Annotated in this window: 19 protein-coding genes; 11 read left to right on the top strand and 8 right to left on the bottom strand. The window is 61.6% G+C overall.

The genetic code is table 11. The features are described 5' to 3' along the window. Nucleotides 1-37: 37 nt before the first annotated feature. Nucleotides 38-1,114, top strand: coding sequence for an amidohydrolase family protein (locus tag ACFQND_RS15750; protein ID WP_371434815.1), 1,077 nt, complete (start codon nucleotides 38-40; stop codon nucleotides 1,112-1,114). On the opposite strand, the gene ACFQND_RS15745 is transcribed toward ACFQND_RS15750, so the two are convergent. Genes ACFQND_RS15745 through ACFQND_RS15720 form a run of 6 tightly spaced genes read right to left on the bottom strand, consistent with a single transcriptional unit; the run spans nucleotide 1,075 to nucleotide 7,972 of the window. Next, nucleotides 1,075-2,034, bottom strand: coding sequence for a haloalkane dehalogenase (locus ACFQND_RS15745; RefSeq protein WP_371434816.1), 960 nt, complete (start codon nucleotides 2,032-2,034; stop codon nucleotides 1,075-1,077). The genes ACFQND_RS15750 and ACFQND_RS15745 overlap by 40 nt on opposite strands. A gap of 1 nt (nucleotide 2,035) precedes the next feature. After that, complete coding sequence (locus ACFQND_RS15740; protein ID WP_371434817.1) at nucleotides 2,036-3,106, bottom strand: MBL fold metallo-hydrolase; 1,071 nt, start codon at nucleotides 3,104-3,106, stop codon at nucleotides 2,036-2,038. Between the two features lies 1 nt (nucleotide 3,107). Further along, entirely contained in the window at nucleotides 3,108-4,568 is a 1,461-nt protein-coding gene (locus tag ACFQND_RS15735) for a flavin-containing monooxygenase (RefSeq protein WP_371434818.1), read from the bottom strand. Between the two features lie 17 nt (nucleotides 4,569-4,585). Further along, on the bottom strand, nucleotides 4,586-6,388 hold the full coding sequence (locus ACFQND_RS15730; RefSeq protein WP_371434819.1) for an arylsulfatase: 1,803 nt from the start codon (nucleotides 6,386-6,388) through the stop codon (nucleotides 4,586-4,588). A 4-nt stretch (nucleotides 6,389-6,392) separates the two neighbouring features. Continuing rightward, nucleotides 6,393-6,665, bottom strand: a complete 273-nt coding sequence (locus tag ACFQND_RS15725; protein ID WP_371434820.1) for a hypothetical protein — start codon at nucleotides 6,663-6,665, stop codon at nucleotides 6,393-6,395. Continuing rightward, on the bottom strand, nucleotides 6,650-7,972 hold the full coding sequence (locus ACFQND_RS15720) for a DsbA family protein (RefSeq protein ID WP_371434821.1): 1,323 nt from the start codon (nucleotides 7,970-7,972) through the stop codon (nucleotides 6,650-6,652). Before ACFQND_RS15720 ends, ACFQND_RS15725 begins: the two co-directional genes overlap by 16 nt. 171 nt (nucleotides 7,973-8,143) lie before the next feature. Here ACFQND_RS15720 and ACFQND_RS15715 point away from each other — a divergent pair, with 171 nt between their 5' ends. Further along, nucleotides 8,144-8,824 (top strand): TetR/AcrR family transcriptional regulator, encoded by a 681-nt coding sequence (locus ACFQND_RS15715; protein ID WP_371434822.1) that lies wholly within the window; start codon nucleotides 8,144-8,146, stop codon nucleotides 8,822-8,824. A gap of 236 nt (nucleotides 8,825-9,060) precedes the next feature. Here ACFQND_RS15715 and ACFQND_RS15710 read toward each other — a convergent pair whose 3' ends face one another. Both ACFQND_RS15710 and ACFQND_RS15705 read right to left on the bottom strand, forming a co-directional pair. Then, nucleotides 9,061-9,927, bottom strand: coding sequence for an SDR family NAD(P)-dependent oxidoreductase (locus tag ACFQND_RS15710; RefSeq protein WP_371434823.1), 867 nt, complete (start codon nucleotides 9,925-9,927; stop codon nucleotides 9,061-9,063). Between the two features lie 22 nt (nucleotides 9,928-9,949). Beyond that, nucleotides 9,950-10,801: a sterol desaturase family protein gene (locus ACFQND_RS15705; RefSeq protein WP_371434824.1), complete on the bottom strand. Its 852-nt coding sequence runs from the start codon at nucleotides 10,799-10,801 to the stop codon at nucleotides 9,950-9,952. Nucleotides 10,802-11,118: 317 nt separating this feature from the next. Between ACFQND_RS15705 and ACFQND_RS15700 the strand changes: the two genes are divergently transcribed. The 9 genes from ACFQND_RS15700 to ACFQND_RS15660 all read left to right on the top strand — a co-directional run bounded on the left by ACFQND_RS15700 (nucleotide 11,119) and on the right by ACFQND_RS15660 (nucleotide 22,221). Further along, nucleotides 11,119-12,789: an AMP-binding protein gene (locus ACFQND_RS15700; protein WP_371434825.1), complete on the top strand. Its 1,671-nt coding sequence runs from the start codon at nucleotides 11,119-11,121 to the stop codon at nucleotides 12,787-12,789. Nucleotides 12,790-12,800: 11 nt separating this feature from the next. Beyond that, nucleotides 12,801-13,625 (top strand): metal-dependent hydrolase, encoded by an 825-nt coding sequence (locus tag ACFQND_RS15695; protein ID WP_371434826.1) that lies wholly within the window; start codon nucleotides 12,801-12,803, stop codon nucleotides 13,623-13,625. 28 nt (nucleotides 13,626-13,653) lie between these two features. Next, nucleotides 13,654-14,478: a type 1 glutamine amidotransferase domain-containing protein gene (locus ACFQND_RS15690; RefSeq protein ID WP_371434827.1), complete on the top strand. Its 825-nt coding sequence runs from the start codon at nucleotides 13,654-13,656 to the stop codon at nucleotides 14,476-14,478. A gap of 23 nt (nucleotides 14,479-14,501) precedes the next feature. Beyond that, nucleotides 14,502-16,166 carry a sulfatase gene (locus ACFQND_RS15685; protein WP_371434828.1) on the top strand — a complete coding sequence of 555 codons (1,665 nt, stop codon included), beginning with the start codon at nucleotides 14,502-14,504 and terminating at the stop codon, nucleotides 16,164-16,166. 64 nt (nucleotides 16,167-16,230) lie between these two features. Beyond that, complete coding sequence (locus ACFQND_RS15680) at nucleotides 16,231-16,701, top strand: SRPBCC family protein (RefSeq protein ID WP_371434829.1); 471 nt, start codon at nucleotides 16,231-16,233, stop codon at nucleotides 16,699-16,701. Nucleotides 16,702-16,723: 22 nt separating this feature from the next. Further along, nucleotides 16,724-17,767: a formylglycine-generating enzyme family protein gene (locus ACFQND_RS15675; protein WP_371434830.1), complete on the top strand. Its 1,044-nt coding sequence runs from the start codon at nucleotides 16,724-16,726 to the stop codon at nucleotides 17,765-17,767. An 11-nt stretch (nucleotides 17,768-17,778) separates the two neighbouring features. Then, nucleotides 17,779-19,176, top strand: coding sequence for a DUF1254 domain-containing protein (locus tag ACFQND_RS15670; RefSeq protein ID WP_371434831.1), 1,398 nt, complete (start codon nucleotides 17,779-17,781; stop codon nucleotides 19,174-19,176). Between the two features lie 239 nt (nucleotides 19,177-19,415). After that, nucleotides 19,416-20,993, top strand: a complete 1,578-nt coding sequence (locus tag ACFQND_RS15665) for a DUF1800 domain-containing protein (RefSeq protein WP_371434832.1) — start codon at nucleotides 19,416-19,418, stop codon at nucleotides 20,991-20,993. Between the two features lie 34 nt (nucleotides 20,994-21,027). Next, nucleotides 21,028-22,221 carry a DUF1501 domain-containing protein gene (locus tag ACFQND_RS15660; protein WP_371434833.1) on the top strand — a complete coding sequence of 398 codons (1,194 nt, stop codon included), beginning with the start codon at nucleotides 21,028-21,030 and terminating at the stop codon, nucleotides 22,219-22,221. The last annotated feature ends 57 nt before the right edge of the window (nucleotides 22,222-22,278 follow it).

The raw sequence follows: 22,278 nt of genomic DNA, 5'->3' as shown, positions 1-22,278 counted from the left end.
GATAAAAACACGCTATTTGATTTACTTGAAAGCAGCCATGGGCAAACCTTTTTCAGGCAACATCGTCCGCAATACGGAGGCCATCACACGCTGGCTGGCACTAACGCCGCGCGAGCCGGCACTGGAACCGGAACTGCCCATCATCGACGCACACCACCACCTGTGGGATGTCAGGGCAGCGGCCAACCGCTACCTGCTGGACGACCTGCTCGCCGACATTGCGCAGGGCCACAACATCTGCGCCACGGTGTATGTCGAAGCCCATGCCATGTACCGCGCGTTTGGCCCGGTGCACATGAAGCCTGTGGGCGAGGTCGAGTTTGCCAATGGCAATGCGGCCATGGCGGCCAGCGGCATTTACGGCAAATGCCGTGTGGCCGAAGCCATCGTCGGCCATGCCGACCTGATGCTGGGCGGCGCCGTGCAGGAGGTGCTCGAGGCGCAAGCTGCGGTTGCCGGTGGGCGTTTGCGCGGTATCCGTTATGCGGCGCCTTATGACGACGACAGCGAACTCAAGCGTTTCCTGGCCAGGCCCGTGCCCCCGCACCGGCTGTCGGACCCGGTGTTTCGCGAAGGCTTTGCGCAGCTGGCAAAGTTCGGCCTGAGTTTTGACGCGTGGCTGTACCACCCGCAATTGCCGGATTTGCTGGCGCTTGCCAATGATTTTCCAGACACGCAGATTGTTCTTGACCATATCGGTACCGTGCTGGGTGTTGGCCCATACGATGGCCAGCAGGCCGGATCGCTCAGGCGCTGGGCAGCCGACATGCGCCAGCTGGCCGGGTGCAAAAACGTCACGGTCAAGCTCGGCGGCCTGGGCATGCCTGTTGTGGGCATGGACTTGCATGAGCGTGAGTTGCCGCCATCGTCGCAAGACCTGGCCACGGCGTGGCGCCCATATATGGAAACCTGCCTGGACATCTTCGGCACGGAGCGCTGCATGTTTGAAAGCAACTTCCCTGTCGACAAACAATCCTGCGGCTACAGCGAACTCTGGAACGCATTCAAGCAACTGACGGTGAGTTACTCAGACACTGAACGTACAGCACTTTTCAGCGGTACCGCAGCCAGGGTCTACAGGCTGTTGCCTGCCGATTCCCCGGCCGGCGCCTGATGGGGCCCGGGTGAACCTCGCATGAAGGCCACGATCGCAAGGGCCACTTCAGCGCCCTTGTCTTCCTGCAGGAAATGCCCTGCATTGCGTGTGATGGCATGCGGCTGGCCTTGTGCGCCGGGCACCAGTTTTTGCCATGCCTTGTAGCCGCCGCGCGTGACAGGGTCGCGGTTGCTGAACAAGGTCAGAAAGGGTTTGTCCCAGCGTTTGAACAACTCCCAGGCGCGCTGGTTGTTCTGGTGTTCGGGGTCTTTGGGGCTGGTCGGTACAAAACCGGGGAAGGTGCGGGCCGCTACCGCGTAGCGACCGGACGGGAAGGGCGCGTCGTAAGCCGCGACCTCCTGCGGGCTCAGGCCTCCCACGCAACCGGTCTTGACGATGCGCCCTATCGGAAACCAGGGGCTGAAGCGGGCAAAGGCGCGCCAGATTTTGAAAGCACGGGGCACCTCTTCGCTGCCGGTGGGCAGGCCGCCGTTGGCCAGCACAATGCGGTCAAAGCGGTCTGGTGCTTCGGCCACCATGCGCAGGCCGACAAGCGAGCCCCAGTCCTGGCAAAACAGGGTGATGCCGCGCAGGTCGTTGGCCTGCATCCACTCTTTCATCCACAGCACATGGTTCAGGTAGGAGTAATCCGATTTTTTGGCAGGTTTGTCGGAACGCCCAAAACCTACCAGGTCCGGCGCGAGCACGCGGTAGCCGGCCCCCACCAGCACCGGAATCATCTTGCGGTACAGGAAGGACCAGGTCGGCTCCCCATGCATCAGCAGCACGATGGGCGCATCACGCGGCCCTTCGTCAATGTGGGCCACACGCAGTCCGCCGATTTCGGTGTAATGCGGTGTGTAGGCAAAGTCTGGCAGGTCGGCGAAGCGCGCTTCCGGGGTACGCAGCGCCTGGGTCACAACAGGTAGTTTTTGCATATCAGAAACGCCTGCCAACTTTGATTTCAGTTGATCCTGCGGGCAGGCTCAGGAAGTCGCCATCTATACCGACACGTATGGGGCCGTTGTAGATCTCGGGTGCTTTCCCCAGAAACGCTTTTTCCATGCCAGGCAGCGGCAGCGGCGGGACGATGTGGTTGAGCAGCAGGTAGCCCACTTTTGCGTCGCGTGCGGTCTCGGCGGCTTCTTCGGGCGAGGCATGGTAGTTCAGTATGTCGTCGAATATTTTGGCGAGGTTCATGCGCCCGGCCTTGACTGCGCCGTCTTTCAAAATGCCCACCATGGGGGTCGACAGTGCCTCATGCACCAGCACATCCACGCCCGCAGCTTCGCGCTGCACGGCGGCTGATTTTTTGGTGTCGCCGCTGATCACCAGGCTGCGGCCCTTGTAGGCAAACCGGTATCCCACCGCTGGGTGCGCCGGGCCATGGTCCACCGTGAAGGCGGTGATTTCCAGGCCGCCGTCTTTTAGCACCACGACGCGGCCGTCGGCGCCGGGCGTGAAGGGCATGGGCTTGCCGCCAAAGCCGCTTGAGGGTACTGCGGCTTCGCCATGGTGCGCCACCCGGTATTGGCTGTCCTGGCGGTAGGCCTGCATAAAGCCATTCACCACCATGTCGACGCCCTGCGGACCATACACGGGCACGGGTGAGGTGTTGGCTGCAGTACCCCAGCGCTGCAGCATCAACTCACCCATGCCGTCGATGTGGTCGGAGTGAAAGTGGGTCAGGAAAATGGCCTCGATACGGCCATGCTGGAAACCCATCTTGCCGATGTTGCGCGCGCTGCCGCTGCCTGTGTCAATGATGAACAGGCGCTTGCCGGCCACCACCAGCGTGCAGGGACCGGAGCGCTTGTCATCGGGGAAAGGCGAGCCTGCGCCGCACAGGCCCACGTGCAGGCCGTCGGGCAGCTCATTCATTGCATCGTAAGCGAGGCGTTCGGCCGCGGCTTTTTTTGCAAGCATCAGGCTCAGCGGTGTCCTGAAGAAAAAGGCTGCGCAGGCGACTAGGGCAACGACCGCCAGCAGGGAGAGAAGGAATCTTTTCATTTCAGTAGCCTTTTGAGAACACCATGGTGCCGTCATTGACAGGGCCAAAACGCAGGGTGACGAGATCCAGCGCGTAGTTTTGATGCAGTCGCCAGGGTTTCTTGTTGCCCTGTGTGGGGAATTTGTCGAGCGAGCGCTGGATGTAGCCGGAGCTGAAATCTATCCAGCTTTCTTCCGTGACGCTGGGGTCGGTGAGCCTTGGCGTGCATTGTCTGAAGCCCTGTTTTGCCATGCTGTTCAGCAGGCGGCAGAGGTAGTCGCCCGTCAAATCAGCCTTCAGGGTCCAGGAGGCGTTGGTGTAGCCGATCACATAAGCGAGGTTCGGCACGCCGGCCAGCATCATGCCCTTGTAACTCATGGTCTTGTTCATCACGACGGCCTTGCCATCGACCACGATATCAATGCCGCCCAGCGCCAGCAGGTCCAGGCCGGTCGCCGTCACGATCACGTCGGCCTCCAGTTCCTGGCCCGAGCGCAGCCTGATGCCCTTTTCGGTAAAAGTTTCGATATGGTCGGTGACGACGGAGGCCTTGCCTTTCCGGATGGCCTTGAACAGGTCGGCATTGGGTACCAGGCAAAGGCGCTGGTCCCAGGGTTTGTAGCTGGGCGTGAAGTGTTTGTCCACATCACAATCAGGCCCCACGGCCTTTTTCACGCCTTCAATAATCATCTTCCTGACACGCTCGGGCTGGCGTTTGGAGAGCCTGAAGAAAGCCATGCCGAGGAGTACGTTCTTCCAGCGTGTGATGCCATAGGCCAGCCCGGATGGCAGGTGCCGGTTCAGCCAGCCGGCGAGCTTGTCCTCGGCGGGGCGTGACACCACGTAGGTGGGTGAGCGTTGCAGCATGGTTACATGCGCGGCCTTGTCCGCCATCGATGGCACCAGCGTGACGGCTGTGGCGCCGCTGCCTATCACCACCACACGCTTGCCGGCGTAATCAACGTCTGCGGTCCACTTCTGCGGGTGCACGATGCGCCCGGAAAAACGCCCGGTGCCGGGAAAGTCCGGTGTGTAGCCATGCTCGTAGTTGTAGTAACCGCTGCAGACGTAAAGGAAATTGCAGGTGATCTGGACCGGTTCGCGTTGCGGACCCTTGTCGATGTCTATGGTCCAGCGCGTATCGGCGCTTGACCACGATGCCTGTTTTACCCGGTGCGAATAGCGGATGTGGCGGTCTATGTCGTGGTCACGGGCCGTATCTGCGATGTACTTGAGGATGGTCGCGCCGTCGGCAATGGATTTCTTTTCTGTCCAGGGCCTGAAGGCGTAACCCAGGGTGTACATGTCCGAATCCGAGCGTATGCCCGGATAACGGAACAGGTCCCAGGTGCCGCCAAGCGCTTCGCGCCCTTCGAGGATGGCAAAGCCGCGCCCTGGACAGTTCTGTTTGAGCTGCACGGCAGCGCCTATGCCTGACAGGCCCGCGCCCACGATCAGGATGTCAAAGTGTTCCGGGGTCATTTTTTCCAATCGAATCTTCAGAGGGCCCGAGCCTTCATCCTCATCTTTTTGCGCCTGCGCACAAAGACAAAAATGACCGTCAGCAAAACCAGGCCGGCCAGGATGGGCAGGCCGGTGCGTTTGAATCTTGGGATGTAGACGTTGATCAGCGCATTGGTCTGCACCTGCCGTATCGGGTCGTAGCCCTCTGGCATGGGCAACACGCCATTGGCTTTTGCATAAGCCGCATAGTCGGCCTGCATGGCCGTGAACACGTCGGGCATCTGGCTTTGCAGATCTTTGGTTTCGCCCGGGTCCTTGCGTATGTCGTAGAGGTGCCACTGCCCGTCGCCCACAGGCGGTATGTTCCTGATCAGCTTGAGGTCGCCCTTGAAAACCGCCTGGTTGCCGGACAACTCATAACCGATGGCCTCGTCCGGCGCGTGTACCCGCTGCGCCTGCCCCGTGAGCACGGGCAGCAGGCTGGTGCCCGTCATGGCCTCGACGGCCTTGCCCTTGTAGCTGTTTCCCGGGCGCGGAACCTGCGCCAGTTCGAGCAGGGTGGGCGCGATGTCGTTGACATGCGCCAGGCCGTTAAAGGTCTGGTTGTGCTGTATGCCGGTGGCCCCCGAGATGATCAGGGGCACGCGTATGCCTCCTTCGCCGGAATAAAACTTGTAGGTGCTGAGCGGCGATGCCGCTGCGCTGGCCCAGCTTGGCCCGATGATGCTGTAAGCGCCCTTGGCGCCCAGCTGGTCTATGCCCTTGTTGTATTTCCAGTCCAGCCACAGGCGCCCGCTCAGGACGGTGTAAGGGTCAGACGCTTCGGCGCCGTTGTCCGACATGAAGACAAACACGGTGTTGTCGTACTGGCCGGTTTCCTTCAGGTAGGACACCAGGCGGCCCACGTGGTAGTCCATCGCATCGGCCATGGCCGCATAAACCTCCATGCGCCTGGCCTGGTATTTCTTGTCTTGCTCGCTCAAGGCGTCCCAGTCGGCGGTGGTGCTCATGGTGACCATGGGCGTGTCCTTGGGGATGATCCCCAGCGCGATGGCCTTGTCGCGCCGCGCCTGGCGCAGCGCGGTCCAGCCCTTGTCGTATTTGCCTTTGTACTTGTCTATGAATTCCCTAGGCGCCTGAACCGGGATGTGGTTGGCCTGGAAGGCGACATAGGCAAAGAAGGGCTTGCTGTCTTTTGCACCGGACTTGAGGTAATCGATGGTCCTGTCCACAAAATACTGGGACGAGTAGTAGTCCGCGGGCATGACGGCTTCCTTGCCGTCTTCGAACCAACTGACCTTGTCGGCCAGGTCCAGGTAACGTTTGGCGGTTTCCCAGTTGTCCGAGCCGCTGTCGCCCTGCACGATGGAGCGGTCAAAACCGCGCGCAGGCGGCAGGTTGTGCGGCTCCTTGCCGATATGCCACTTGCCCGCGACATAGGTACGGTAGCCGCTGTCCCTGAGCAGGCTGGCGACGGTGACCACATTGGTGTCGAGCACGCTCAGGTAGCCCGGCTTGCCCACATGCGACTGTGGAATGGTCTCGCGCATATTGCCTACGCCGTTGCGGTGGTTGTCCACGCCGGTCAGCAGCATGGCGCGTGTAGGCGAGCACGATGCGCTGACGTGAAAATTGGAAAAACGCATGCCGCGCTGCGCCAGCTCATCCAGGTTGGGTGTGGCGATCTCGCTGCCAAAGGAGCCGACATCACTGAACCCCCAGTCGTCGGCCAGCAACAGGACGATGTTGGGCCGTGCCTTGTCGGCGGCCATGGCGGCGGCGCAGATACCCAGGCCGAGCGCAGCTACAAGAAGTTTTGTTTTCAGCAGTCTGGTCATGGCCTCAGTTCCCTTTTTGCATCCTGGCGTGTCCATCCGCCAGGGGTTTCCAGTGCAGCAGGCCAAACAGCATAGTCAGCAACACGCTTGTGGCCAATGGGCCGCGATAAAGACGCACATGTTTGAACATGACAAGAAGCTCCAGTGCATGGACCAGCAGCATCACGGCTGCGATGTTGCGCATGGTGTGCGCAACACCGTCCGGCAGCAAGCCCGCCAGGCCAGCGAGCGCCAGGGCATAAATGGCCAGGCAGACCGCTTTCAGGATAAAGAACATGACTGCATTCCTTTCAGTAATTCGTCTTCCACGGCCCACAACCGGTCCTGGCCCCACACCGCAGTGTCGCCCACGCGAAACGAAGGCACGCCCCACAGGCCCAGGCTGAACAATTCTGCGCGGTTTTGTTCTGCCGTCTTGCGCCAGCCCTCGTCCTTCAGGGCGAGGCGGGCCTCGTCCCAGTCCAGACCTGCGCGTTCAGCGATCTGCCGCAAGCCGCGATCGCTTCCTGCGTCCAGACCTTCGGCCCATACGCCGTGCATGAAGGACAAGAGGTAGCTTTCGCCTTTACCCGCACGCTCTGCAAGTGGCATCAGGGCCAGCCCGCGTTCCGTGGGGCGGCCCACGGGATCGTTCAGCCGGCCAAAGGGAATGCCCCGCACAAAGGCTTCCCTTGCCGCGTCCTGGCTGATGTAGTTGCGCTTTTCGCGCGGCACCGGCAGGCCACGCATGACCATGGGCAGTACGAAACGCAGTCGGACCTGCGCACCCGTGCGCCGGCCCAGTTCAAATACGCGCGGCGCAACGATGGCCGAATAGGGGCTGCGCAATGAAACAAAAAAATCGATCGCAGCAGGTGCTGTGGTGCGCACGGTGGTCTGCAGGTCGTCGGCGGGCGGAAACAGCAGGTCCTTGCCGTCGAAGCGCTGGACTCCAAGCGCCTGCAGGCGTTGCTCAAGGTGGTGCAGGCGGTCGACGCCCCAATACCATTCGCCGCCATAAAAGAAGGTCGCGCCCAGGTAGTGGCCCAGCTTTCGCCGCAGTGCACTGGATGCCGTCAGGTGCGCGCAGGCCTCGGCAGGCGTGACCGTCGCCTGTTGTTGGGTGCTATCTGCAAGTGCCTGCGGGTTTTGCCAGAGGCTGGACGTGATTCCCCCCGCCGCCTCAACGAACCTGCCGTCCCGTATGGCCGTGACGAGCAAGCGGGTGGCCAGCTCCACATCCTGACTTGCCGGCTGCGCCCCGCCATCGTGAAACTCCAGGCCATTCAGGCGGTAGTGGCTGGCCAGCAACTGTGCGTCCCTGCGGCTGTAGGCCACCAGCCTTTCGCGTTCTGGCGCGGCGTTGTCCGGCGGCGGCCCGACCACATGCGCTGCAATCGTGATGTCATAACGCGCAAGCAGCTGCGGCAGGCAGGCTGCGGCCAGGGCGCTGTAGGGGTCGTCCGCCTGGTGAAAGTAATGAACCCGGTGTGGCTCGCCCCGCGCGGCCCGTGCGCGTTCTGCACGCGCGCGCCGCTCCAGCAGGCGGTCCCTGGCGAGAACCCTCTGGCTGATCGCAGGCATTAACAGGCTTTTGAGCGACATGACACGGTTTCTTCCTATGCTTCAGTACACTTGTGTATTGATTTCTCTAATATACCATTTCAATACATATGTGTATTGTGTGGGTCGAGCTGAATTTGTCACGAATCAAGGGGCTTGTGGGTACCGCCGGACAGAAACTGGAGCTGCATCCAATCGATAATCGGGAACATCATGAATGCAAAAAAACAAGCAGCCAAGTCGGGGAAGCCGGGCAAGCGGGCCGGGCCGGTCGAGGCCTCCAGGCTGACGCGGGATGACTGGCTGGATGCGGCTTTCCGGGCGGTGGTCGAGGGCGGCTTTGACAAGGCGCGTGTACTGATGATTGCGGATGCGCTGGGTGTCACGCGCGGGAGTTTTTACTGGCACTTCACCGACCACGCCGAGCTGATTTCCGCGCTGCTCGCTCGATGGGTGGCGCGGGAGCTTGCGCTGGACAAACAGTTGCGTGCCGAAGCCACGTCCGATCCCCGGGCGGACCTGGAGCGCCTGCTGGAGGCTGCGCTTGCCCACGGCGGCCCGGATCTGGAGAACATACGTTTTGAGCTGGCCTTGCGCGGCCTTGGCCGGCGCGATCCGACGGTCGCGCAAATGCTGGTGGAAGTGGACGAGGCGCGCATGGGCCTGTTCGCACAGAAGTTCCAGCGCCTGACAGGCGATCCGAAAAAGGCGTCCGAGCTGGCCGCCCTGTTTTACCTGGCCATCGTCGGCAGCAACCAGGCGCTGAGCCGGCCTGTCAACCCGCCGCAGGTGAGCGAGTACCTGATGGGCATTATTTCGACTTACCTGATTCACCAGCAGGCGCCGGCACCGGCATCACCCGCGCGGCGGCGCTCCGGCCCCAAGGCTGCCTGATGGGCTGAAAAGCCCGGGGAGTGCTATTTATTTGATAGCTTACTGCGCGCATAAACAGGCGGCCCCGGCCATAAAACATCGTTAAAATGGCATAAACGGCAGCTACAAGGCCGGGTTTTGGCAAAAAAACAGCCTGAGCAGGCCTTTCAGGCACTGAATACCCCATTTTTAAGCATCATTTATGCTCACGGCCGCCTGTTTATGCGCGCGGCCAGCTATTAAAACCGTAGCGCCAATCAGCCTTCACCGGCGCCAGGGCGAGCAATGCGTTGCTGCCCCCAGCGGGCCAGCGCGGAAAACCAGGCCGAGGCGTATGCCGGTGTCATCCGGAACAGCCAGTCCCCCAGCCGGGCATCTGCACCTATCAGCAGCCGCGTTTGCCTGCCGCGTATGGCCCGCACGATGGCGGTTGCGGCCTCGTCCGGGCTGGTGCGCGCCAGCTGCCGGAATTGCGTATGCAGGGCCTGTGGGCTGTCGGCGATGGCCGTGATGTCTCCCAGGCGCGCCTGCTCGACAAGGCGCGTGCGTATCCCGCCCGGGTGCACACACAGCACCCGCACGCCGGCTTTGCCGTTTTCTTCGCGCAGTTCCTCGCGCAGCGCATCCGAGAAGGCGCGCACCGCCGCCTTGCTGGCGTTGTAAATCGATTGTGTGGGTAGCGACACCATCGCAAAAACGCTGGAGAGGTTGACGATCACGCTGCCGGGGCGGGCCTGCAACTGCGGTGTGAAGGCGCGGCAGCCGTACACCACGCCCCAGAAGTTGATGTTCATCAGCCAGTGCGCGTCATGCAAGGCAAGGCTTTGCGCCGGCGCGACCAGTGCCACGCCGGCGTTGTTGATGAGGATGTCGGCCCCGCCCAGTTCGCGCAATGCGCGTTCGGCCAGTGCATCCAATGCCGATGCCTGTGACACGTCGCAGGCTTGTGCGAGGCAGGTGATCCCTTGCTGTTGCAAGACTTCTGCAAGCGATGCCAGCCGTGCGGCATCCACATCGGCCAATAACAGGCGCGCGCCCTGGGCGGCCATGGCATGGGCAAGCGCCTCCCCTATGCCCGAAGCGGCGCCGGTGATCACCACCGTCTTGCCCGTCAGCGATGTCATGTGGATGTCCTGGAAAGGGGGACTATTTGGGCGGCGCGTGCGAGCTGCTGCCCAGCACCGTCTCCGCGCGGCGTGAGCGCTTGAGCGGGTACACAAACTGCGCCAGCCAGGGCTCCGGCCCGTGTGCACGATCGTCGGTCAGGCCGTAAGCCGGCGGGTAGCGCCGCGTGATGTGGGCGGTGCCAAAAAGCACATCCCACAGGAACAGCAGGTTGCCGTAGTTGCCGGTGTAGTGTCCAACGCCGTCATCCTGTACCAGGGCGTGGTGGGCGAAATGTGTGGCCGGCGTCGAGATCAGGCGCTCAACCACCCAGGCGACGGGGCGCAGCACGCGGTAGCGGTAAAGCCACTGGTCCCAGCGTACGGCGGAATGTGCGCCAATGATGACCGTCAGCTTGACGATGGTGTAGCCGACATAAACCCAGCCGAAACCCATGTAAAGCAGCACGCCCGACAGCCACAGCCCGGGCATCAGCGCGTAATAAAAAGCGTTGTTGCGGTAGACGATGCGCACGCTCATGTAGGCAGCCGAATGGTGCGCGCGGTGCAGCGGCCACATGACGGAGGTGTGGCTCAGGCGGTGCCAGAAATACTGTGTCAGGTCATCGGCCAGCAACAACACCAGCAGCATTTGCCACACCGGCCAGTGGGCCAGCGCGTCGCGTTGCGCCGGGATCAACCAGGCGCACAGGGCCGTGGAGGCAGCAAGCACCGCGCCGGATATCAGCGGGAACAGCAGTGTGACGGCAATGTCGAGCCGGTTGTCTTCCCGTGTTGCTTCGCTGGGGAAAAAGCGGCGCTGCGCCAGCTCGGCCAGGCCGAAGGCGCACAGGACGGCAACGATGGCCAGCGCCTGCACGGTTTGGGGTTGCATAAGTTCGACCTTGTTCATTGGGCTCAGCCCGGCGTATTGAAAGTGGCGTGTCCCGGCTCATCGCCTCGCAGAAAGGAGCTTCTTTTGCCTGGCAGTCCTGTTTGGAAATTTTCAATACATAAGTGTATTGAGTGCGTAATCCACTGTCAAGAACAGCGGCCAGGCGGCCACATGGCTGTCATCGGCTCTGCAGCCTGCGGCATTTGACAGCCGGCCGTTACATCAATACAGTACACTTGTGTATTGATGCTTTTCGCTGCTGCCGATGGATGCCGTGAACAGGCCGGACAGCAAGCCATATCCCTACCCGCAAGACCATGGAAAAAATCTGGCTTAAAAGCTATTCAGCCGGCGTGCCTGCCGAAATTGATGTCAGTGCGCTGCGATCCATTGCCTCGTATCTGGACGAAGCGGTAGCGCTGTACGCTGATCGTGACGCGTTTGTCAGCGGGTCCACCGGTGTGGCCATCACCTATGCCGAGCTCGACGGCCTGAGCCGGCGGGTGGCGGCCTACTTTCAGTCTGTCCTGCGCCTGCCCAAGGGCACCCGGGTCGCGCTGATGATGCCCAACCTGCTGCAATACCCGGTCTGCCTGTTCGGCCTGCTGCGTGCGGGTTATGTGGTGGTTAACGTCAATCCCATGTACACCCCGCGCGAGCTGGAGCATCAGCTCAGGGATTCGGGTGCCGAGGCCATGGTCATCGTTGACATGTTTGCGCACACGCTGGCCAAAGTCATTGACAGGACGGCGGTCCGGCATGTTGTCGTCACCGGCCTGGCGGACATGATGCCCTGGCCCAAACGGGTGCTGGGCAACTTCCTTGTCCGCAAGGTGAAAAGGCTGGTGCCTCCCTACGAACTGCCCGGCAGCGTCAGCTATTCCGACATGCTGTCGCGCGGCGCTTGCGCCGTTTTCACACCCGTCGACATCAAGCCGCAGGACCTGGCCTTTTTACAGTACACCGGCGGCACGACGGGGGTTTCCAAGGGGGCGATGCTGACGCATCTCAACGTCCTTGCCAATGCCAGGCAGGGGCAGGCCTGGAGCGATCCTTTCCTGGACAAAAGCGAAACGCTGGTCAGCATCACAGCCATTCCGCTGTACCACGTCTTCGCGCTTGGTTCGTGCCTGGGTTTTGTGGGGATGGGCGGCACCAATGTGCTGGTGGCCGACCCGCGCAATATCCCGGCCTTTGTAAAGGTGTTAAGCCAGCACCGCTTTGTTTCCCTGCCCGCAGTGAACACGCTTTTCAACGGGCTGGTTAACGACCCGGATTTCGCAAAGATTGATTTCAGCAAACTGCGTTTTGCCATTGGCGGCGGTGCAGCCGTGCAGCGCCCGGTTGCGGAACGCTGGCAGCAGATTACCGGTGCGCCGCTTGTGGAGGGTTATGGCCTCACAGAGTGCTCGCCCACCGTGACCGTCAACCCCCTTGATGTCAAGGCGTTCAACGGCAGCATTGGCCTGCCGCTGCCGTCGACGGAGGTTTCCATTCGTGATGCCGAAGGCCGTGAGCTTGCCCCTGGCGAAGCCGGCGAATTGTGTGTGCGCGGCCCGCAAGTGATGCAGGGCTACTGGAACCGGCCCGGCGAAACCGCTGCCGTGATGACCGAAGACGGCTTTCTGCGCACTGGCGATGTGGCAGTGATGGATCACAATGGCTTCTTCAAGCTGGTGGACCGCCTGAAGGACATGATCCTGGTCTCGGGCTTTAACGTCTACCCGAACGAAATCGAGGAGGTGGTGATGATGCATCCCGATGTGCTTGAGGTTGCGGCCGTCGGCAAGCCCAGCCAGGGCAGCGGTGAGCTGGTCAAGCTGTATGTGGTCAAGAAGACGCCAACGTTGACAGAAGAAATTATTCTCAAACACTGCCGTGAGAACCTTACGGCCTACAAGATGCCGCGCGAGATTGACTTTTTGGCGGAGCTGCCGAAAAGCAATGTCGGCAAGATCTTGCGGCGCGAACTGCGCGAGCGCGCCTGACAGGAGAAAACATGACAGACCTTGTTGTAAGACGCCTCCTGATCGACCTGACGACGCCCATTCCGGGGCGCTGGAACGGCGGCGATGCGTTTCGCTCCGCTTTTTTCAGCGCCTTGTCCATGAGTTTCCCGGTGGGCGAGCAGTACTTTATCGACTCGGTGCGCGACGGCCTGAAAACCCTGCCTGAATCCGTGCAGGAAAAGTACGCCACCGAGGTACAGGGTTTTGTCGGCCAGGAAGCCACGCACAGGCGTATTCATTTTTTGTTCAACGGCCACCTGGAAAAACTTGGCTACCGCAATGAAATAGAACGCCGGGCCCGCAAGCGTCTGGAAGCCAATGCCCATCGCGACCCCCGCATGCATGTTGCCGCCACGGCCGCGACCGAACATTTCACGGCCATCTTTGCCGACTGGATGCTGCGCCACCCCGAGGCACTTGAAGGTGCTGAGCCGCGCCTGCAGACCTTGTGGCTCTGGCACAGCGCCGAAGAGTCCGAGCACCGCAGCACTGCCTTTGACATCTACCAGGCGATGAGCGGCAACCACGAGTGGCGCATCCGTATCTTCCGCTACATCACCGTCGTGTTCCTGACCGATGTGCTGCGCCAGACGGTGCGCAACCTTTGGCACGACGGCAGCCTGTTCAGCTGGGGCACCTGGCGCAGTGGTGCCAGGCTGCTGTTTGCCAGGGACGGCATGGTGCGCGGCAATTACGGCCTGTGGCGCGATTACTTCTCGCCCGACTTTCATCCGCGCCAGCATGATGCGGGCCTGTCGGGGCAGTGGCTGCGCGACAACGCGGCGCAATACACCGTGCTTGGGCAGGCGGGCTGAACGCAACTTTTTTTCTCAGGGACGTTTTATGTACGTGGTTTTGACCATCGCGGTAGTGCTTGTGCTGTTTCTCTGGCTTGGCTTGCCGGCCTTGCTCCGGGCGTTCGGGCTTCATCCGGCATACCCTGGCCAGCTCTACACCTTGCCGGGCGGCCGCGCATTGGTCATCACGACCAGCCATGCGACGCTGGGGGAGGGCGGCAAGGCCACCGGCGTTTTTGGCTCGGAAATGACGGCGCCTTATTACGCCTTCCTGGATGCCGGCATGCAGGTGGACCTGGCCAGCATCCGTGGCGGGGAAATACCGATCGAGCCGGACTCTTTCCGCTGGTTTCTCGCGGCGCCTTCCGACAAGCGCTACCTCAAGGATGAAACCTTCCAGGCCAAGGTCAAGGCTTCCAGCAGGATAGACGCGCTGGACTTCAGCCAGTACGACATCATCTTCCTGGCGGGCGGTTGGGGCGCCGCCTATGACCTCGGCACTTCCTCTGTGTTGGGCCAGAAGATCACGCAGGCCTGGGCCGCAGGCAAGGTGATTGGTGGCGTTTGTCACGGGCCGCTGGGCCTGCTGCTGGCCACGGAAACGAATGGTGAACCCCTGGTCAAGGGCAAGCGCCTGACGGCGGTCACCAATCGGCAGGTCAAGCAGCTGGGCATCACCATCACGCCGCAGCACCCCGAGCGTGAGCTCAGGGCAGCGGGCGCCCTGTTCGAAAGCGCCAGTGCCGCCCTGGAGCCTTTTGCCAACCTCACCGTTGTGGATGGCCGTCTTGTGACGGGGCAGAACCAGAATGCCGGCGTTGAAACCGCCCAGAAGATGCTGCGTGCCGCAGGTGGCAAGCCCAGGCCCTGAATCCATAGACGTGAGAAAAATCAATGAAAATTCGCACCGCCCTGATCACCACTGCAGTGGTTGTCGCGGGCCTGACAGCCCTGGCCTATGCCAACCGGATCTACCTCCTGCAATATTCACTGGGCTGGTACACCGACATCATGCATCCGCGTGATGCCAACCATCCGGTGCCCTGGGCGACGGGGCCTGCAACAGCGGACAAGCCCGTGGCACAGCGCCCGCCCAACATCATCGTGATCCTCGCCGATGACATGGGTTTTAACGATGTCACGACCTACGGCGGCGGTTATGCCCAGCAGGGCGTGCCCACACCGAACATAGACTCCATTGCCCGCGACGGTGTGCGCTTCGACCAGGGCTACGCGGGCGCCGCTGTGTGCACTGTGTCGCGCGCAGCGCTGATGACCGGGCGTTATCCATGGCGTTTCGGTGTGGAGTTCACGCCCACGCCGGGCGCCATGGCCCGGGTCGCGGGCGAACTGTATTTCAACCCGAACAGTCCGCACCAGGTCATTGTTGACGACCAGAAAGCCCGCGCGGCCAAAAACTTCAACGATCTCGGCATGCCTGCGTCCGAGCAGACCGTGGCCGAGCTGCTCAAGGCGCGTGGTTACCACAACATCCATATCGGCAAATGGCATCTGGGCAGCACGCCAGAGATGCGGCCGAACAACCAGGGTTTCGACGAGAGCCTGTTCATGGAAAGCGGGCTTTACCTGCCGGAGAAGGATGCCAATGTCGTCAACGCAAAACAGGACTTCGACCCTATCGACAAATTCCTGTGGCCCAACATGCGTTTTGGCGTCAGTTACAACGGCGGCAAATGGTTTGAGCCGAGCAAGTACCTGACCGACTATTTCACGGACGAGGCGGTGACCGCGATCAAGCGCAACAGGAACCAGCCCTTCTTCATGTACCTGGCGCACTGGGGCGTGCACACGCCGCTGCAGGCCAGCAAAGCCGACTACGACGCATTGGCCAATATCCCCGATCACAGGCGCCGCGTGTATGCGGCCATGGTGAAGTCGGTGGACCGCAGTGTGGGCCGTGTGCTCCAGACCTTGCGTGATGAGGGGCTGGATGACAACACCATCGTCATCTTCACCAGCGACAACGGTGCGCCGGGTTACATCGGCATTCCCGATGTCAACAAACCCTACCGCGGCTGGAAGCTGACGCAGTTCGAAGGTGGTGTGCGGGTGCCTTATGTGGCCAAGTGGCCGGGCCATATCCCGGCGGGCACGCGTTACCAGCAGCCGGTGTCCAACATCGATATCCTGCCTACCGTGGTTGCGGCGGCGGGTGGCAGCCTGCCGACGGACCGGGTGATAGACGGTGTCAACCTGCTGCCCTTTCTGGGCAGGAATGCCGCGCCCCAACCCCAGAGGCCATTGTTCTGGCGTGACGGCCCGTACCGCACTGTGCAGGACAAGGGATGGAAACTGATTGTTTCGGAAAAGCCCAAAAAGGACTGGCTCTTTGACCTCAGCAAGGACCCGACCGAAAAGACCAACCTCGCGGCAACGCAGCCGCAAAAGCTGGCGGAGTTAAAAGCCGAATTGCAGGCGCATCACGCCAAAATGCCGCCGCCGCTTTGGCCGTCCTTTATCGAAATGCCGATTGCGATCGACAAAACGCTGGACCAGAAGCAGACCCCAGAAGACGAATACACCTATTGGTATAACTGAGACCGGCTTGCAGCGCTGTTGACAGCGCTTTCCAGCCGTTTCCTTTAATTCAGCGGAGCACCACATGGCCATTACCGTTCCTTTTGACCTGGCGTATGAGTTTGAAGTCAACGCCCTCGCGCCCGAGGTATTTGAAGTCCTGTCGGACGTGCCGGCTTCGGCCAGCCATTTCCCCAAGGTGCACCAGCTGGTGGATCTGGGCGATCAGGCCTACCGCTGGGAAATGGAAAAAGTGGGCACTGCGCAAATGAACATCCAGACCGTTTATGCATCGCGCTACGTGGCCGACAAGAAGAAGGGCACGGTGGTCTGGACGCCTGTTGTGGGTGAAGGCAATGCCCAGGTCGGCGGTAGCTGGACGATCACGGACAAAAAGAAGTTCACCCACCTGGTGCTGAAAATCAGCGGCAAGCTCGAAGTGCCGCTGCCCAGCCTGATGAAGGGCATTGTCACGCCTGTCGTTGTGGGTGAAAACGAAAAACTGGTTGAGAAATACATCGCCAACCTGATCAAGCGCTTTGGCGGCGAACACTGAAAAAAAAGCCTGTACCAAGCCAATGCCTGCGCGAAAAATAAAAATCTTCTGGAGCCTGGGGGCTGCCCTTGTGGGGCTGACTCTTCTGGTGGGGGCATGGATGGGGTGGGGTGCGCAGGGCCAGCCTGTCGCAAAACGTCAGGTGGCCGAGGCCACGTCTTGCGCATTGCCTGCACAAACCGCGCAGGATCTGCACCCCGGCATGGTGTGGGTGCCCGGTGGCAGCTTTGAACTGGGCGACACGGTTTACCCGGAAGAGCTGCCGCTGCGCAAGGTCAGCGTTTCAGGCTTCTGGATGGACCGTACCGAAGTCACCAATGCCGAGTTCGCCGAATTTGTAAAGGCCACGAACTACATCACCGAAGCCGAGCGCGGGCCCGACCCCAAGTTGTACGCCGGCCTGCCGCCCGATATGCGCAAGCCCGGCGCGGTCGTGTTTGTGATGCCGCGCGAGGTCAATACCCAGGGTAGCCCTGCCCAATGGTGGCGTTATGTGCCGGGCGCCAGCTGGCGCCATCCCGGTGGTCCGGCCACCAGCCTGGACGGGCATGAGTCGTTTCCCGTCGTGGCCGTGACTTTTGCGGATGCCAAGGCCTATGCAAAATGGAAGGGCCGCGCATTGCCCAGCGAGGCGCAATGGGAATGGGCCGCCCGTGCGGGCCAGACGCAGGCTGCAAAGGACCACGATCAACCCAGGGATGCCAACACCTGGCAGGGGATTTTTCCGGTGGTGAACTCGGCGGAAGACGGCTTCCTGGGGCTGGCGCCTGTGGGGTGCTATGCGCCCAACGCATTGGGCCTGTTCGACATGATCGGCAATGCGTGGGAGCTGACATCTGACGCCTATAAACCCGGTCACGGTGATTCCGGTGACGGCCCGCCCGACCAGGTGCCGCGCGGCATGGGACCAGGCACTGCCGCGCAGCGTGTCATCAAGGGCGGCTCTTACCTGTGCTCGCCCGACTACTGCATGCGTTACCGCTCCGGCGCACGCCAGCCGCAGGATGATGACCTGGGCGCCAGCCACCTGGGTTTTCGCACGGTCCTTTTGGCCCCCGGGCCTTGATAAACATCGCCATGAAAAAATCAACCTTGTCACCGGCCAGCCGGCTTAAACGCCTGAAGCGTGTGTTGCTCATCCTGCTGGTGCCTTGCGTGCTCATCGCCGGTGTCCTGTACACCAAGGGCGAGCAGATCCTGCTGGGTGCGGAGGGCTACATCTTTGGTTACCCCCTGGTGATCATGGACGCCACCCGGGCCAATGCCGCATTGACGCTGGCCCCGGAAAACACCCTGCACAGGGTGCGCCAGTTCCCCGATGCCAGCTTCAGGGACGTGGTCAGGCCCAACGTCGATACGCTGTACACCAGCGGTTTTATCGACATGGCCCGAGGCCCCTGGGTGTTCGAGATGAGCGCCAACGACAAGCGTTACGAGGTCATGCCCTTTATGGATGCCTGGACAAATGTTTTTGCGGCGCCGGGCACGCGCACCACCGGGACGGCAGGCGGGCGCTTCCTGCTGGCCGGCCGCGACTGGACTGGCCAGGTGCCGCAGGGCCTGACGTTGCTGCGATCACCCACGCAGATGGTCTGGCTGATAGGGCGTACCCAGACCAACGGCGCAGCCGACTACCCGGCGGTGCATGGCCTGCAGGATGGCATCAGTTTGCGGTCCCTTGCGGAATGGCAGGCCGGTAAACCGGCGCCTGTCGTGGCGTGGCAGGCGGCGGCCGTCAAACCCGTACCGCCGGTTGAACAGATGCGGGCGATGGGCGTGGAAACTTTTTTTACACGGCTTGCCATGCTGATGGTGGGCAATCCCCCGGCTGCGGCAGATGGCCCCATGCTGGTCAAACTCTCACGCATCGGTGTCACGGCCGGCCAGGCGCCCAACTGGAGCACGCTGGACCGCTGGGCGATAGCTCTGGGCCGCTGGCTTGCCGACTTCACGGTGGCAAAGGAACTTAAAAAGCCGCGCGACCTGGTGCGGGGCTGGTCTACCCCGCCGGCCATCCTGGGCAACTACGGCACGTTCTACAACGCCCGCGCCGTTGTGGCCATGATAGGGCTGGGCGCCAACCTGCCGGCGGACGCGACGTATCCCAATACCGCTGTTGACGGCAGCGGGCAGGCACTGGACGGCAGCCGCAGCTACCGCCTGCATTTCAAGGCCACGGAACTGCCGCCCGTGAATGCCTTCTGGTCCATCACCGCCTACGGCAGCGACAACTTTTTTATCGACAACCCGCTGCACCGTTACGCCCTGGGCGATCGCGACCCGCTGGTCTACAACCCCGACGGATCGCTGGACCTGTGGATGCAGGCTGAAGCGCCCGCAGGCGACAAAACCAAAAACTGGCTGCCCGTCAAATCAGGCAAGCCATTTTTGCTGAACGCGCGCCTGTACTGGCCCAAGCCAGCCGCACTGAATGGTGCCTGGGGCATGCCCGCGGTTGAGCGCGTGGACCAGTAGGCCCGATGCGGTCACCGGCGCACTCTGCCTTGCGCTGGATGAGGGCAGGATGCCTCGCCGAAAACTGAGCAGAACCTGACCCGAAGGGCTTGGCGGCAGGGTCTTCGCGGAACTTTACATGCCCCGCCATTGGCGCTCCCACAGGATTTGCAGTTATTTGTGTGAGCGGGCTTTTCAGGTCGTCCCGGCATTGGTCTGCCGCGTTGGGAACAGGCAAACTGAATTCAAATTATTCGGCCATGAAAACTTACTGCCTTTCACGCACGTCACATCCTGCACACTGGACGCGGCTGGTGCTTCTGCTTGCCTTGTCGGGATGCGCCGCCACAGGCCCTCTGCCCGGTGGTGGCATGGTTACTTCGGCAGCGCCCGTTGCGGCAAACGGCGACGGCTACAAATGGCTTAACCGGCTCACCTGGGGCGCTTCACCTTCTGCGGTGGATGCCAATGCAAACAAGGGTTTTGACGCCTACCTGACGCAGCAACTGCATCCACCGGCAGCCCGCCTGCCCGAAGCCGTCAATACACAAATACAGGCCATGACCATCAGCCAGCGCCCCATGGTTGTGCTGGTGCAGGAACTGGAGCAGCGCAACAAGGACGCCAACGCGCTGACCGATGACGAAGCTAAAAAGGCCGCGCAGCAAAGCTACCAGCAGGAGCTGAACCGCCTCGGCCGCGAAGCCGCCACGCGCCACATCCTGCGCGACCTGTATTCACCCAACCAGGTGCAGGAGCAGATGACATGGTTCTGGCTCAACCATTTCAGCGTCTTTCAGTACAAAAGCAATATCCGCCCCATGCTGGCCGATTACGAAGACAGCGCCATCCGGCCGCGTGCACTCGGCAAGTTCCGCGACCTGCTCAAGGCCGTGGCCTTTCATCCGGTCATGCTGCGTTACCTGGACAACGAGCAAAACGCATCCGGCCGCATCAATGAAAACTTTGCGCGCGAGCTGATGGAGTTGCACACGCTGGGTGTGGGCTCGGGCTACAGCCAGCGCGACGTGCAGGAACTGGCCCGCGTGCTGACCGGCGTGGGCGTCAACCTGCAGCCAAACAACCCAAACCTCAAACCCGACCTGCAGGGCTATTACGTGCGTCGCGGCCTGTTTGAGTTCAACCCTGCGCGGCACGACTTTGGCCCCAAGCAATTGCTTGGCCAACCCTTGCATGCAAAGGGTTTGGCCGAGGTAGACGAAGCACTTGACCGCCTGGCGCGCCAGCCCGCCACTGCCACGTTTATCAGCCGCAAGCTGGCGCAATACTGGCTGGCTGACGAGCCGCCCAGGGCCCTGGTCGAACGCATGGGCCAGACTTTCCAGCGCACCGATGGCGACATTGCCGAGACGCTTAAAACCATGTTCACCGCACCCGAGTTTGGACAAGGCGCAGGACGCAAGTTCAAGGACCCGATGCGTTACGTCATCTCCGCCGTGCGCATGGCCTACGACGACAAGGTCATACTCAACGCGGGACCCATCCTGAACTGGCTCAACCGGATGGGTGAACCCCTCTATGGCCGCCAGACACCTGACGGCTATCCGTTGAATGAGGCCGCATGGGCCAGCCCCGGCCAGATGGCCACGCGTTTTGAAATCGCCAAGGCGATCGGTACGGGCAATGCAGGGCTGTTCAGGTCCGAGGGCCCGCAGCCGGTAGAGCGCGCCGCATTTCCACAGCTGAGCAACGCGCTGTACTACCAGTCCATTGCCCGCACCCTGAGCCCGGGCACACGCAAGGCGCTGGACCAGGCCGCGTCCCCGCAGGAGTGGAACACCTTTTTGCTGTCATCGCCGGAGATGATGACGCGCTGAGATCGCCAGGCAAGCCAACGTGCAAGGAGTCCCCATGCAACGCCGTCACTTCGTCCAGTCCCTCACCGCCTCCGGCCTCGCCATGGCCGGCGGGCAGCTTTTTGCCGCCGGCACGGCGCAGGGCAACCAGCCGCGTTTGCTCATCGTGTTTTTGCGCGGCGGTTACGACGCGGCCAACCTGCTGGTGCCCGTGAGCAGCAGCTTTTACTACGAGTCGCGGCCCAACATTGCCATTGCAAAACCGTCGACAGAACTGGATTCGGCCCTGCCGCTCAACGCTGACTGGGGCCTGCACCCCGCGCTGCGCGAGACCATTTACCCCATGTTCAAAAGCGGCGAGGCGGCATTTGTGCCCTTTGCCGGCACGCCGGACACCTCGCGCAGCCATTTCGAAACACAGGACAGCATTGAGCTGGGCCAGCCGTTGGACCAGAGCAAAAACTACCGCTCGGGTTTTCTCAACCGGCTGGCGTCCACGCTGCGCGACGCAGAAGCCATGTCCTTTACCGATCAGTTGCCGCTGATCTTTCAGGGCAGCACACGCGTGCCCAACACGGCGCTCAAGTCGGTGTCCAGGCCTTCGGTCGACAACCGCCAGAGCAGCATCATCGCCGCCATGTATGGCAACACGCCGCTGGCCGCCACGGTCAACGAAGGTTTTACCGTGCGCGACGAGGTCATGCAGGACATGAAAACCGAGATGGATGCCGCCAACCGCAATGCTGTCTCAGCCAAAGGTTTCGAGCTTGAGGCCAGGCGCATTGCACGCCTGATGAAAGACCGCTACAGCATAGGTTTTGTGGATGTGGGCGGCTGGGACACCCACGTGAACCAGGGCGGCGCCAGCGGCTACCTCGCCGGCCGTTTTGACGAACTTGGCCGAGGTTTGCTCGGTTTCTCACAGGAGATGGGCACCATGTGGAAGAACACCACGGTTGTTGTGGTCAGTGAGTTCGGCCGCACCTTCCGCCAGAACGGCAATCGTGGCACTGACCACGGCCACGGCACCGCCTACTGGGTATTGGGCGGTAGCGTACGCGGCGGCAAGGTCGCGGGCGACCAGGTAAAGGTGGATCAATCCACGCTGTTCCAGAACCGCGACTTCCAGGTGCTCAACGATTACCGGGCCGTACTGGCGGGTTTGTTTGCCCGGCAATATGGTTTGAGCGCTGTGCAGAATGAGCAGGTTTTTTCGGGGATCAAGGCCAGGGATATTGGCCTGCTTTGACGGCAGCGCCTGTCTTCGGGGTCAGGCCGATGCAAACTTTTCGCTTTTCCTGCTGAC

The organism is Polaromonas aquatica (assembly GCF_042659145.1).
In the GTDB taxonomy this organism is placed as follows: Bacteria; Pseudomonadota; Gammaproteobacteria; order Burkholderiales; family Burkholderiaceae_C; genus Polaromonas; species Polaromonas aquatica.
This window is presented reverse-complemented; position numbering and strand designations above follow the sequence as displayed.